The organism is Pseudomonas sp. E1BtOHC1, from assembly GCF_058744285.1.
Map to the genome: position 1 here is coordinate 5506164 of NZ_CP196023.1, position 13049 is coordinate 5519212.

13 protein-coding genes and 3 tRNA genes are annotated in these 13049 nt (G+C 59.0%); 5 read left to right on the forward strand and 11 right to left on the reverse strand.

The window, feature by feature from the left end:
- Positions 1-74: 74 nt before the first annotated feature.
- The 5 genes from clpP to ACSSVC_RS24930 form a co-directional block, all read right to left on the reverse strand.
- Positions 75-710 (reverse strand): ATP-dependent Clp endopeptidase proteolytic subunit ClpP, encoded by a 636-nt coding sequence (gene clpP, locus ACSSVC_RS24910; protein ID WP_011062274.1) that lies wholly within the window; start codon positions 708-710, stop codon positions 75-77.
- A gap of 92 nt (positions 711-802) precedes the next feature.
- Positions 803-2113 carry a trigger factor gene (gene tig, locus ACSSVC_RS24915; RefSeq protein WP_492611598.1) on the reverse strand — a complete coding sequence of 437 codons (1311 nt, stop codon included), beginning with the start codon at positions 2111-2113 and terminating at the stop codon, positions 803-805.
- 417 nt (positions 2114-2530) lie between these two features.
- Positions 2531-2615 (reverse strand) — tRNA-Leu (locus ACSSVC_RS24920).
- Positions 2616-2672: 57 nt separating this feature from the next.
- A tRNA-His gene (locus tag ACSSVC_RS24925) sits at positions 2673-2748 on the reverse strand.
- A 32-nt stretch (positions 2749-2780) separates the two neighbouring features.
- Positions 2781-2857: transfer RNA gene (locus ACSSVC_RS24930), tRNA-Arg, on the reverse strand.
- Positions 2858-3137: 280 nt separating this feature from the next.
- On the opposite strand from ACSSVC_RS24930, the gene folD reads away from it, so the two are divergent.
- Positions 3138-3992 (forward strand): bifunctional methylenetetrahydrofolate dehydrogenase/methenyltetrahydrofolate cyclohydrolase FolD, encoded by an 855-nt coding sequence (folD, locus tag ACSSVC_RS24935; RefSeq protein WP_102864649.1) that lies wholly within the window; start codon positions 3138-3140, stop codon positions 3990-3992.
- A gap of 293 nt (positions 3993-4285) precedes the next feature.
- A complete protein-coding gene (gene pbpG / locus ACSSVC_RS24940) occupies positions 4286-5224 on the forward strand; it encodes a D-alanyl-D-alanine endopeptidase (RefSeq protein ID WP_346635148.1) in 939 nt (312 codons plus the stop codon).
- 50 nt (positions 5225-5274) lie between these two features.
- Here the strand turns inward: pbpG and ACSSVC_RS24945 are convergent, their stop codons facing one another.
- On the reverse strand, positions 5275-5949 hold the full coding sequence (locus tag ACSSVC_RS24945) for a PA2778 family cysteine peptidase (protein ID WP_346635149.1): 675 nt from the start codon (positions 5947-5949) through the stop codon (positions 5275-5277).
- Positions 5950-6173: 224 nt separating this feature from the next.
- Here ACSSVC_RS24945 and ACSSVC_RS24950 point away from each other — a divergent pair, with 224 nt between their 5' ends.
- Positions 6174-6344 carry a hypothetical protein gene (locus ACSSVC_RS24950; RefSeq protein ID WP_346635150.1) on the forward strand — a complete coding sequence of 57 codons (171 nt, stop codon included), beginning with the start codon at positions 6174-6176 and terminating at the stop codon, positions 6342-6344.
- A 79-nt stretch (positions 6345-6423) separates the two neighbouring features.
- On the opposite strand, the gene ACSSVC_RS24955 is transcribed toward ACSSVC_RS24950, so the two are convergent.
- The gene (locus ACSSVC_RS24955) at positions 6424-7179 is read right to left on the reverse strand and encodes a TerC family protein (protein WP_446439805.1); all 756 of its coding nucleotides are present in this window, start codon (positions 7177-7179) and stop codon (positions 6424-6426) included.
- Positions 7180-7209: 30 nt separating this feature from the next.
- Entirely contained in the window at positions 7210-7458 is a 249-nt protein-coding gene (locus ACSSVC_RS24960) for a hypothetical protein (RefSeq protein WP_123727868.1), read from the reverse strand.
- A gap of 134 nt (positions 7459-7592) precedes the next feature.
- On the opposite strand from ACSSVC_RS24960, the gene nhaR reads away from it, so the two are divergent.
- Complete coding sequence (nhaR, locus tag ACSSVC_RS24965) at positions 7593-8498, forward strand: transcriptional activator NhaR (protein WP_346635152.1); 906 nt, start codon at positions 7593-7595, stop codon at positions 8496-8498.
- Here nhaR and ACSSVC_RS24970 read toward each other — a convergent pair whose 3' ends face one another.
- Positions 8499-9656: an MFS transporter gene (locus tag ACSSVC_RS24970; RefSeq protein ID WP_492611599.1), complete on the reverse strand. Its 1158-nt coding sequence runs from the start codon at positions 9654-9656 to the stop codon at positions 8499-8501. It abuts the gene before it with no gap.
- Between the two features lie 350 nt (positions 9657-10006).
- On the opposite strand from ACSSVC_RS24970, the gene sstT reads away from it, so the two are divergent.
- Entirely contained in the window at positions 10007-11239 is a 1233-nt protein-coding gene (gene sstT, locus ACSSVC_RS24975; RefSeq protein WP_346635154.1) for a serine/threonine transporter SstT, read from the forward strand.
- Positions 11240-11330: 91 nt separating this feature from the next.
- Here sstT and ACSSVC_RS24980 read toward each other — a convergent pair whose 3' ends face one another.
- Both ACSSVC_RS24980 and ACSSVC_RS24985 read right to left on the reverse strand, forming a co-directional pair.
- Complete coding sequence (locus tag ACSSVC_RS24980; protein WP_102864642.1) at positions 11331-11840, reverse strand: DUF1993 domain-containing protein; 510 nt, start codon at positions 11838-11840, stop codon at positions 11331-11333.
- 71 nt (positions 11841-11911) lie between these two features.
- Complete coding sequence (locus ACSSVC_RS24985; RefSeq protein WP_492611600.1) at positions 11912-12940, reverse strand: AraC family transcriptional regulator; 1029 nt, start codon at positions 12938-12940, stop codon at positions 11912-11914.
- Between the last annotated feature and the right edge of the window lie 109 nt (positions 12941-13049).

A 13049-nucleotide genomic window follows, 5' to 3' on the forward strand; every position in this document is an offset into this window, starting at 1 on the left:
GAAGGCTATTGCGGGCTTTTTCAAGCCCGCCACTGATCAGAACAACTGACCAAGCCTATTTTGAGCTGCTTATTTTAAGCGGGGCGCTGGTTGATTACTTCATCGATCAACCCGTACTCACGCGCTGCTTCGGCGCTCATGAAGTTATCGCGATTGGTATCGCGCTCAATTTCTTCCAGAGTACGCCCGCTATGCTTGGCCATCAGCGTGTTAAGACGCTCACGGATGAAGAGGATTTCCTTGGCATGGATTTCGATATCCGACGCTTGGCCTTGGAAACCGCCCAGTGGCTGGTGAATCATCACTCGGGAGTTTGGCAGGCAGAAACGCTTGCCAGGGGCACCGGCCGTCAGCAAGAACGCGCCCATGCTGCATGCCTGACCAATACAGGTGGTTGAAACGTTAGGCTTGATGAACTGCATGGTGTCGTAGATCGACATGCCAGCCGTCACCGAGCCGCCCGGGGAGTTGATATAGAGATGGATGTCCTTGTCCGGGTTTTCCGCTTCAAGGAATAGCAGTTGCGCACAGATCAGGTTGGCCATGTAGTCTTCTACGGGACCTACCAGGAAGATCACTCGCTCCTTGAGGAGGCGCGAGTAGATGTCGTAGGCGCGCTCGCCACGAGCAGACTGCTCGACAACCATCGGGACCAGACCGCCTGCGGCCTGGATATCAGAGTTCTGCTGAATATACGAATTACGGAACATGCTCTGCAGTCACTCCCAAATAGTCACGTCTTGAATACGCATAAGCCAGCGCGAAGGCTGGCTTATGGTGTGTGCTTCGAACGAGAAGAAAATCAGTCGGCTTGAGGTGCTTCTACCGGCTTGACCGCTTCTTCGTAAGAGACCGATTTGTCGGTCACGCTAGCTTTCTGCAGAACAGTATCCACAACTTGTTCTTCCAGCACAACCGAACGGACTTCGTTCAATTGCTGCTCGTTCTTGTAGTACCAGGACACGACCTGCTCAGGCTCTTGGTAAGCCGAAGCCATTTCCTGGATCAGCTCGCGAACACGGTCTTCATCAGGCTTCAGATCGAATTGCTTAACAACTTCAGCAACGATCAGGCCCAGCACTACGCGGCGCTTGGCTTGCTCTTCGAACAGCTCGGCAGGCAGTTGGTCCGGCTTGATGTTTCCACCGAATTGCTGGACAGCCTGAACGCGCAGACGGTTAACTTCGTTTTCCAGCAGTGCCTTCGGCACTTCGATCGGGTTGGAGGCCAGCAGACCGTCCATAACCTGATTCTTCACCTTGGACTTGATGGCCTGGCGCAGTTCGCGCTCCATGTTCTTGCGAACTTCGGCACGGAAACCTTCCAAACCGGCTTCCTTGATACCGAATTGAGCGAAGAACTCTTCAGTCAGCTCTGGCAGCTTAGGCTCGGAAACGCTGTTAACAGTCACGGTGAACTCGGCAGCCTTGTTGGCCAGATCCAGGTTCTGATAGTTCTCAGGGAAGGTCAGGTTCAGAACACGCTCTTCACCGGCCTTGGCGCCGACCAGACCGTCTTCGAAGCCAGGGATCATGCGACCGGAGCCCAGTACCAACTGGGTACCTTTAGCCGAACCGCCTGCGAAAGCTTCACCGTCAACCTTACCTACAAAGTCGATGTTCAGTTGATCATCGTTCTGCGCAGCGCGATCAGCAACTTCGAAGCGAACATTCTGCTTACGCAGGATTTCCAGCATGTTGTCCAGATCAGCATCAGCCACGTCAGCGCTCAGACGCTCAACAGCGATGTTTTCGAAACCGGCAACCGTGAACTCTGGGAAAACTTCGAAAGTGGCAACGTATTCCAGATCCTTGCCCTTCTCCAGCACCTTAGGCTCGACCGAAGGAGCGCCAGCCGGGTTCAGCTTCTGCTCAACAACGGCCTCATAAAAGGAAGCCTGGATCACATCACCTACTGCTTCTTGACGCGCATCAGCCTCATAACGCTGACGAATCACGCTCATTGGAACCTTGCCAGGACGGAAGCCCGCAATTTTGGCCTTTTGGGCAGTCTGCTGCAGACGCTTGTTGACCTGGCTCTCGATGCGCTCAGCCGGCACGGTGATGCTCATGCGGCGCTCAAGAGCAGAAGTATTTTCAACAGAAACTTGCATGGATATTCCTCGTTGCACAGACGTTAGCCGGCCGTTTTCCGACCCCAGAATCAAGGGCATGCATTCTAGTGGGTCAAACTCAAGAAGTCACCCTACTGAAAACGGGTAAAAAACAGCCGACAATGTGAAGGCGAGGACAAAGGGTTGAGCCTCGCCATGAGAGCAAATACTACGAATCCAACCAGAGCCTCTACACCAACCCTTCTATATATAGAAGGAGTCGCTCAGAGCACCCCTGACAAACACCAACCAATAGCCAAGATCCGAGCACCCGGCGACCAAAGGCCAACCATTGCCCAGCCCAGCCCAGCCACCCCATTATTTGCGGAACCACTGGACATACCGGACCCAGAAACGAAAACGGCGCAGCCCTTTTCAGGTGCTGCGCCGTAATCTGCTATTAACTAGCTACTTTATTGGTGCGGACGAAGAGACTCGAACTCTTACACCTTGCGGCGCTGGAACCTAAATCCAGTGTGTCTACCAATTCCACCACGTCCGCTTAACAAGCTTTTAAAGCAAAGGCGCCAGACTATTAATCTGGCGCCTTCTTCGAATATGGGGTGGACGATGGGGATCGAACCCACGACAACAGGAGTCACAATCCTGTGCTCTACCAACTGAGCTACGCCCACCATATTGCGTTACTTGTGCCAAAGCTGCCTAATGGCGCACCCGGCAGGACTCGAACCTGCGACCATCCGCTTAGAAGGCGGATGCTCTATCCAGCTGAGCTACGGGCGCCTTATTAATCTGTATTCTTTAACGATTACAAACTAATTGCTTTCAGTCGTTACGAGTTAAACATCAACTCTGCCCGACCTTCTTAACCAGTGCTAGGCTGTGCCCGACAAGTGCGACGAATGTTATAGACGAGCCTTTAGGTCGTCAACTCTTTTTTGAAAAAAATTCATTTAATTAAAGGAGTTAGGGGAATTTGCAGACCAAGCGCCTTTGCCCTCACGTTCCGACATGCGAGAATGCGTTCTCTTTTTCTCTCCCTCTCGATGGTTAATCACGCGTCATGACTGCACAACTAATCGACGGCAAAGCGATCGCCGCTAGCCTGCGCCAGCAGATCGCCAAACGTGTCGCCGAGCGTCGCCAGCAAGGCCTGCGTACTCCGGGCCTTGCGGTGATTCTGGTCGGCAGCGACCCGGCCTCTCAGGTTTATGTCTCGCACAAGCGTAAAGACTGCGAAGAGGTCGGCTTCCTTTCACAAGCCTATGACTTGCCCGCCGACACCACTCAAGAAGCCCTGGCTGGCTTGATCGATCGCCTCAACGATGACCCGAACATCGACGGTGTCCTGCTACAGCTGCCACTCCCTGAGCACCTGGATGCCTCTCTACTACTAGAACGCATTCGTCCGGACAAAGACGTGGATGGCTTCCATCCTTATAACGTCGGGCGTTTGGCCCAACGCATTCCCCTGCTGCGGCCCTGCACTCCGAAAGGCATCATGACCCTACTGGAAAGCACCGGTGCCGATCTGTATGGCATGGATGCAGTAGTAGTCGGCGCATCCAATATCGTCGGGCGCCCGATGGCCATGGAGTTGCTGTTGGCTGGTTGCACCGTGACCGTCACCCACCGTTTCACCAAGGATTTGGCCGGCCACGTTGGCCGTGCCGACCTGGTAGTCGTTGCAGCAGGCAAGCCAGGCCTGGTCAAGGGCGAGTGGATCAAGGAAGGCGCTATCGTCATCGACGTCGGCATCAATCGCCAGGAAGACGGCAAGCTGGTGGGCGACGTGGTTTATGAAACCGCCCTGCCCCGCGCAGGCTGGATCACTCCAGTACCGGGTGGCGTAGGCCCCATGACCCGCGCCTGCCTGCTGGAAAACACCCTGTACGCCGCCGAGTCGCTGCACAGCTAAGTTTTCGACAGCGTATAAAAAACCCGCCAATGGCGGGTTTTTTTATGCGCCAACGCTACACCGCCCCGGAGCTCTTTATCGCACCTGAATCTTAGCGCTCAGGATCGCCCCCGGCCTATTCTGAAACCGCAGTACCGCTCAGGAAAAAACGGTGTTTTTTCTTGGTTTTTAAGGGTTTTCGACTGACCGCTGAAGAACAATCGACAGTACCTCAGCTATATTCATAAAATGTAACGTTTTCCCGAAAAAGCCCGTTGCCAAACGGCATATCCATCTTTATCGAGTCCGCCCGCGTGAAAATTCGTCTCTCCATCCTCAGCTTGTTGTTTGCTGTGTCCGGCACCTTGATCGCGCACAGCGTCGACGCCAGCGAAACCACCGCGGCGCCAAGAGACACTTCACAATTGCATATTGCATCCGGCAGCGCCCTGCTGCTGGACCTGCAAACCAACAAAGTCATCTATTCCAGCAATCCCGACGTCGTAGTGCCCATCGCTTCGGTGACCAAACTGATGACCGCTATGGTGGTTCTGGACGCCAAGCTGCCCCTGGACGAATACATCTCCATGAACATCAGCGACACCCCGGAAATGAAAGGCGTGTTCTCCCGGGTCAAGCTCAACAGTGAACTAAGCCGTCGGGATACCCTGCTGATCGCCCTGATGTCCTCGGAAAACCGTGCCGCCGCCAGCCTGGCCCATCACTACCCGGGAGGCTACCCGGCCTTCATCGCAGCCATGAACGCCAAGGCCAAGTCCCTGGGAATGACCCACACCCGCTATGTGGAACCCACCGGTCTGTCGATCCATAACGTGTCCACGGCTCGCGACCTGAGCAAATTGCTGGTGGCCGCCCGCAAATACCCGCTGCTGAGTGAACTGAGCACCACCAAGGAAAAGACCGTGGCATTCCGCAAGCCCAACTACACCCTGGGCTTTCGCAACACCGACCACTTGGTCAACAAGGAAAAATGGGACATCAAGATCACCAAGACCGGCTTTACCAATCAGGCAGGTCACTGCCTGGTGCTGGTCACCAGCATGAGCAATCGCCCGGTAGCCCTGGTGATTCTCGATGCCTTCGGCAAGTACACCCACTTCGCCGACGCCAGCCGCATCCGCAACTGGGTAGAAACCGGAAAGAGTGGCTCGGTACCGGACGTAGCCTTGCGCTACAAGGCCGACAAAAACCTCAAGAACCGTCAGACCGCGGCCCCTCAAGCCTCGCACTGATACTCAAGCACAACAACGGCGCCCCATGGCGCCGTTGTTGTCTGCAGGCTTCAGTGGCTGTCGAGCGCTTTGCTGGCCCTGGCCGCCGCCTGTTCCTGACCGGCCTGCCCCAGTTCATTGGCGGCTTTCAACCAGCGTTGGCGATCGACCTTGGCCGGCAACTGATCGGGCGCCTGAATCAGTACCGCAAAGCTCCCGGCGTTCTTCCAGGAAGACTCGAACTCACTGAAACTCATCAGTTGCCGACGGCTTTTCGCTCCGCGCAGCAGCACTGTTTGCTTGTCCCGGTTATAGCCGGCCAATACCGCATAACGCGGTTCAGCCCAGAACGTCGAACCTTCGGTAAAGCGCACCAGTACCGGATAACCCGCCGCCACCTGGGTCAGCAGGGCTGCTAAATGCTCATCCAGGGGATAGACCACCATCCCGTACTCACGCGCCAGACTCTGCATGTTCTGCTGCAATTGCGCCTCGGCGCCAGGCAGGTGCAAGGGTTTGTCCAACAGCCCCGGAGTAATCACGATGCCCTGTTGCGACAGCATGCCAGCCAAGGCTCCGGGGCCACTTTGATACATCTCTCCACGGAAAAACGGCACGCTGTTGAGCTCCACCCGCTCCGGCAGGCGCTGGATCTCGGGTTGCACGCTGCCAGCACAACCGGCCAGGCTCAAGACACAGGCGCTGACCAGCAACGCCGCTCGAAATCGAGGAAATACCCGCACCATCATCGCTCTCTATATTCAAACGCCGGACGACCCGGTCCCGGCTGGGGACTTGATCATAGGGTGCTCACGGGCAAGGGTATAGCGTTAGGCGGCAGTTAATTGCAAACCATAGAGCGAAGTGTTCGAAGACTCTCGACTATTGGTCAATAGCCTGAAACACAGAGGCTACTAGACTGTCCATTGGTAAGAGTGTGTGCCCTGGACAGGGCATCAAGGAGGCACTTATGAGCCTGACAACGACGATAGTGATGCTGATCCTGGGCTGGCTGGCCGTAGCCGCTGCAATGCTCTGGGGCGTGCTGCGCATCACCCGCCGCCACCATCATCAGCCCCAGCAGTCCACCCCCGACATCAAGACCGCAAAAGCCGCCCGACGCCCTGCCCCTGCTCACTGATCAGCATTTGCGCTCTCCCGAAAACAACACGGCCGCCTGACTCCAAGGAGTACAGACGGCCGTTTGCCATGATTGCGAATCAGCCCTCGGCCTGCGCCGCCTGACGCTTCTGCCGAGCCCGACGAGCCAGCATGTTCAGGCTTTCAATGGCCGCCGAGAACGCCATCGCCGCATACACATACCCTTTGGGCACATGAGCGCCGAAGCCTTCGGCGATCAGGGTCATGCCGATCATGATCAGGAAACCCAGGGCCAGCATCACCACGGTCGGGTTGTCATTGATGAACTTGGCGAGCGGCTCGGCAGCCAGCAGCATCACCAGTACCGACACCACCACGGCAATGATCATGATCGGCAAGTGCTCGGTCATGCCCACGGCAGTAATGATGCTGTCGATGGAAAACACCATGTCCAGCAACAGGATCTGACCGATCGCAGCGGCAAAGCCGATGGCCACGCCCGGTGTCTGGGGTTTGTCCGCCTCAGGCTCCGGAACCATGCTGTGGTGGATCTCGGTGGTGGCTTTCCACACCAGGAACAAGCCACCGGCAATCAGGATCATGTCTTTCCAGGAGAAGCTCTGCCCCATCACGTCGATCACCGGCTCGGTGAGCTGGACAATGAAGGCGATGGTGCTGAGCAGCGCCAGACGCAGGAACAACGCCATGCCAATACCGATGCGCCGCGCCTTGGCCCGATGCTTTTCCGGCAACTTGTTGGTGAGGATGGAAATAAAGATCAGGTTATCGATGCCGAGCACGATTTCCATCACCACCAGGGTGGCCAGGGCGACCCAAGCAGTGGGGCTGGCAGCGAGTTGTAAAAGGTAATCCATGGGTCAATCCTGAATCGGTTGTATGAAAGATCAGATTTCCTGGGAAGACTCCGGCTTCTTGGCCGCGTCTTCCTGTGGTTTTTCCTTACCGGTCACACTTTGCGTGGCGTCACTCAACGCTTGCTCTGCGGCCTTGTGGGTATCGTCGATGGCTTGCTTGGCAGTCTCGGCCGCCTTGTCCAGCACCTGTTGGGCGCTTTTTTCCGCCTGATCACAACCCGCCAGGGTCAGCATAGACAGGGCCAGCAGCGACGCTGCGCCCAGGGTTTTGAATGACATGCCGTATTCCTCGATAGAACGGACGGGGCCAAGTGGGGCCCCTTCGATAGCGAGGCATTCTAAGGAGAGTAATACTTCAGGAAAATTCGTATTTTTAGCAGTTATACTTCGGTTTTAACGAACTGACAGTCACCATGCTCAACTACCGCCAACTGCATTATTTCTGGGTTGTAGCCAAGACCGGCAGCATCGTCCGCGCCTGCGAGCAGCTCAACCTGACCCCACAAACCATCAGCGGCCAGATCAGCCTGCTGGAGCAGACCTATGGCATCGAACTGTTTCGCCGGGTCGGACGCCAGCTGGAGCTGAGCGAAGCCGGGCGCCAGGCCCTGCCCTACGCCGAACAGATGTTCCAGCTCGGCGGCGAACTGGAAGCCATGCTCCGGGCCCGACCCGACGAGCAACAGATCCAGTTCCGTGTCGGCGTGGCAGACGTGGTGCCCAAGTCCATTGTCTATCGCCTGATCGCGCCGACCATGGAGCTCAGCGACCCGATTCGCCTGACCTGTCGTGAAGACAAGCTGGAACGGCTGCTGGCGGACCTGGCCATTCAGCGCCTGGACCTGGTGATCTCCGACAGCCCCATGCCCTCGCACCTGGACATCAAGGGTTACAGCCAGAAACTCGGAGAATGCGGCGTCAGCTTCTTCGCCACCGAGGAGTTGGCGCGATTGCACGGTGCGGACTTTCCCCGAGGCCTGCACGGCGCCCCGCTGCTGATCCCGGGCCAGGAAACCGTGGTTCGCAGCCGCCTATTGCGCTGGTTCGCCGAACAGCAGTTGCAACCGCGGATCATCGGCGAATTCGATGACAGCGCTTTGATGCAGGCCTTCGGCCAGTCCGGCAGCGGGATCTTTATCGCTCCCAGCGTGATTGCCGATGAGGTCCGGCAACAGTACGGCGTGCAACTGATTGGCCAGACCGATGCCGTGACCGAATCGTTCTATGCCATCTCCGTGGAGCGCAAGGTCAAACACCCCGGCATTGTCGCCATCACCGAAGGGGCGCGCCGGGAACTGTTCACACCCCTGAACCACTGATCAGGAAGGACAGGCGTCCGGTGCCTTGAGATTCATCAGCAGCAACGCCAGGGCGATGGACAGCAAAATGAAGCCGGACGCCGCGAACCCCAGGCTGCCCAGCCCCAGGGTATCGATCACCCGGCCGCCGACCATGGCCCCCAGGCCGATTCCCAGGTTGGCCCCGGCGATGTTCAGCGACGCGGCGAACGCCGGTGCTTGCGGTGCCGCCTTGATCAGCCGCACATGGCTGACCAGGAACAACGCTGCCTGGGTCACACCCCAAACGCCCATGGCTGCCGCCAACCCCAGGGTCGAATGAATGCTCGGCACCAGGGCCACCATGCCGCCGATCATCAACCCACAGAACACCATGGACGCGATCAGCGGATGCCGGTCCACAGCTCGCCCCCCCAGAGAGTTGCCAATCAACCCCACCGCGCCGAAGCCCATCAGGCACCAACCCACCAACGTGCCATTAAAGCCCGCGAGGCGCTCGAGAATATCCGCCAGGTAGGTGTAGGCAGTGAACATGCCACTGAACACCAGGATCGACAGCAGCACATGCCCCAGCATCAGCGGGCTGCGCAGGATGCGGAACTGCGAACGCAGGCTCGCCTGTTCGTTATGTGGCTTGGTAGTCGGCAGATAGACCCACAGCAGCAGGGCCTTGCCGAAGGCCACCAGAGCCAGGAGGCCGAAAGCACTGCGCCAGCCAAAGGCGTCAGCAATCAGAGTGCCCACGGGAATCCCGAACACCGTGGCGCAGACAATGCCGAAGCCGATCTTGGCAATGGCGCGCCCGGCATAGTCCGGGCCGACGATGTCCACTGCCGTTTCGCTGGCCAGGGCCCAGAACACCGGCAACCCCAGGGCCGGCACCAGTCGCGCCAGGGACATCACCCAGATGTTCGGCGCCAGGGCGGCCAGGGTATTGGCCAGGCCAAACATCAGCAGCACGCTGATAAACAGCTGCTTGCGCGGAAAACGCGCGAAATAGGCGGTCAGGAAGGGCCCGAAAGCGGCGACGGTGAACGCGAACAGGGTCACCAGCAAGCCGGCCTGGGACACACTGACTTGCAAGTCCCGGGCAATCGACGGCAACAGGCCGACGATGATGAATTCCGTGGTCAGCACGGTAAAACCCGCGGCCGACAACAGCAGGATGGGCAACAACATCAAGAACTCCAGAAACGGCGACAGCAGCGACAGCCCGAAGGGCCCGCTGACTGGATAGGAAAAGGGGATGGCGAATATTAACAGAGTGTGTACGGGTCAGGGCAACCGCCACGTCGTCGCTTTTCTTGCAGCGGCAAGTGGCAGATCGTCACATCGACGCGGGAAGCCCTGATTGCTGTGATAAAGTCCGCCCCCTGCCAGAAACAGGCCTGATCGCGCGCTGCCACTCAAGCGGCCCGATCGCCGGTTGCCATTGACCACCGCAGCCATGGGTGCCGCTCCAGCCCGGACCACTTCCGGCCCAGGGTACCCGGCATGCACTGCACATTAAAAAAAATAGAGATACCGCTATGAGCGCTTCCCCTCCTTCCCTTCTGCACACCCTCAAACGCCTCAGCCTGGTGACACAGATCGTCATCGGCCTGCTTGCCGGGATCGCCCTGGCCCTGTTGGCACCTGAAGTGGCGAAGTCCACCACCTTCATCGGCAAGGTCTTCGTCTCGGCGCTCAAGGCCGTGGCACCGATCCTGGTGTTCGTGTTGGTGATGGCCTCCATCGCCAACCACAAGCACGGCCAGGAAACCCATATCCGGCCGATCCTCGTGCTCTACCTGCTGGGCACCTTCGCTGCCGCCGTGGTAGCCGTGATCGCCAGCAGCCTGTTCCCTTCCGCCCTGGTGCTGTCGACCCACGACGTCGCCATCACCGCTCCCGGCGGCATCACCGAAGTGCTGCAAAGCCTGCTGCTGAGCGTGGTGGACAACCCGGTCAGCGCCCTGATGAACGCCAACTTCATCGGCATCCTGGCCTGGGCCATCGGCATGGGCGTGGCCATCCGTCATGCCGGCGAGACCACCCGCACCGTGCTTGATGACCTGTCCAATGGCGTTACCCTGATCGTGCGCGTGGTGATCCGCTTCGCGCCCCTGGGGATCTTCGGCCTGGTGGCCTCGACCCTGGCCACTTCCGGCTTCGATGCGCTGCTGGGCTACCTGCACCTGCTGGCGGTACTGATCGGCTGCATGCTGTTCGTGGCCCTGGTGATGAACCCGCTGATCGTGTTCTGGAAGATCCGCCGCAATCCCTTCCCACTGGTACTGACCTGCCTGCGCGAGAGCGGCATCACCGCGTTCTTCACCCGCAGTTCGGCGGCCAACATTCCGGTGAACCTGGAACTGAGCAAGCGCCTGGGCCTGCATGAAGACACCTATTCGGTGTCCATCCCCCTGGGCGCCACCATCAACATGGCCGGCGCGGCGATCACCATCACCGTGCTGACCCTGGCCGCCGTGCACACCCTGGGCATCGCCGTCGACCTGCCGACCGCCGTGCTCCTCAGTGTGGTGGCAGCGATCTGCGCCTGCGGCGCTTCCGGTGTCGCCGGTGGCTCGCTGCTGCTGATTCCGCTGGCCTGCAGCCTGTTCGGCATCCCCAGCGAAATCGCCATGCAAGTAGTGGCCGTAGGCTTCATCATCGGCGTGCTGCAAGACTCGGCGGAAACCGCGCTGAACTCCTCCACCGACGTGCTCTTCACCGCCGCGGCGTGCATGGCCCAGGAAGACAAGGCGCAAGCCTCAGCCTGATTCACGGCCACTAAAAAGCCCGGCCAGGGTCAACCTGGCCGGGCTTTTTTATGTGCGCTGAAAGGGTCGTGCCGCTCTTCAGCGGGACAGCTTAGAACGCGCCCATGTAGTCGCGCTTGCCCACTTCCACACCGTTGTGACGCAGGATCGCGTAGGTGGTGGTGACGTGGAAGAAGAACTGCGGCAGGCCGTAGGTCAACAGGTAGGACTGGCCACTGAAGCGCTTCTCTTTCGGAGTGCCCGGACGGGTGACGATCTCGATGCCTTCCTTGCCATCGATCTGCGAAGGCTGGATGCCCTCGATAAAGGCCAGGACCTTGGCGATCAGCGCCTGCAGGTCAGCGAAGGTGACCTCAGTGTCGTCGTACTTGGGCAGCTCGACCTCGGCCAGGCGGGCCGATACGCCCTTGGCGAAATCCACGGCGATCTGCACCTGACGCACCAGCGGGAACATGTCCGGGTACAGGCGCGCCTGGAGCAAGGCATTGGGTTCGATATTCTTCGCCGTGGCGTGAGCTTCGGCCTTGTGCAGCACATCGCTCAAGGCGTTGAGCATTTGCTTGAAGACAGGAACGGAAGCGGCGTACAGGGAAATAGTCATGACAGTCTCGACATGGATGGCGGAAATACAACGAGCAGGGATTATAGCCACAGCGGCCGGCCCCGGGGCCTTTATCCCGGAGGCCCTTGGCGATAAGCGCTGGGCGCGACGCCAAACCAGCGCTTGAAGCTCTGGGAAAAACTCGACAGGTCGCTGAAGCCCAGCCGTTCGGCGATCTGCGTCAGGCTCAAGGCCGGGTTGCCCAACAGCTCCAGGGCCCGGGCGCTGCGCTGCTGGCTCAGCAATTGCCGGTACGACGTGCCCTCCTCCTGCAAACGACGCTTGAGGGTGCGCACGCTGGTCCGGCTCAACCGCGCCATGCTCGGCAGGTCCGGTACGCTGCCGACGGGGGCGGCCTCAAGATGCTGGCGCACCAGGGCCGCAGCCCCCTGAGGCGCCGAGCGACGCTCCAGCAACTGTGCACACATCTGCTCGCACATCGACACCGTCAGTGGATTGGCCTGGGGCAAGGACCGGGTCAGGAAGCGCCGGTCGAAGGCCAGGTCATGCTGCTGGGCCCGATAGGCGGGACTCAGGCCAAGGATCTGCTCCACCTCCCCCGTGCTGCGCGCCACAGGACGGCCATTGCACCGGGTAAACCGCGCCAGGCGAAAGTCCGGGCCCACAATCTCCTTCATCAATACCGCCGAAGCGGCCATGTCCCGCTGCAGCAGAAACTCCCGTACCGCCAGGTCCGCCACCGCAGGCTCAGCAAACGTCAGCACTCCCAGCTCCTGCTCCAATCGATAGCCGATCGTGGCAAAGGCATAAGTCAGGGGTAAAAAACGCAAGGCCAGGTTCAAGGCATCCGCCGCAGTCGCACTGCTGATCAGGCCATAGCCAAACAGGCCGTAGCTGGAAAAGTGATAGCGCGCGCCCACGGCGTAACCCAAGCCCCGGGGATTGCCCAGCAAACCCAGCAGATTGCTCACCAGCTGCAGTTCCTGAGCCGCCGTCAACAGGCTGTTGGGGTCCCGCAGCTGCTCCAGGGACAACCCCGAGCCGGCCAGCAAACTCACCGCTGGCAAGCCCTTTTCACGGCCGAAGTTCACCAGCAGCAAGGCGCTGGAAGGTCCTCGGGTATAGGTCTGGAAACTCATGGGCCGGGCTCATGAACCGCTGATTTGGCCCAAATACTAAAGCACTTGTCCCGTTACAGCATGGGGCCTGCGTTTTATTCCCTGCATGCTTCACTGATCGGGGCTGCAC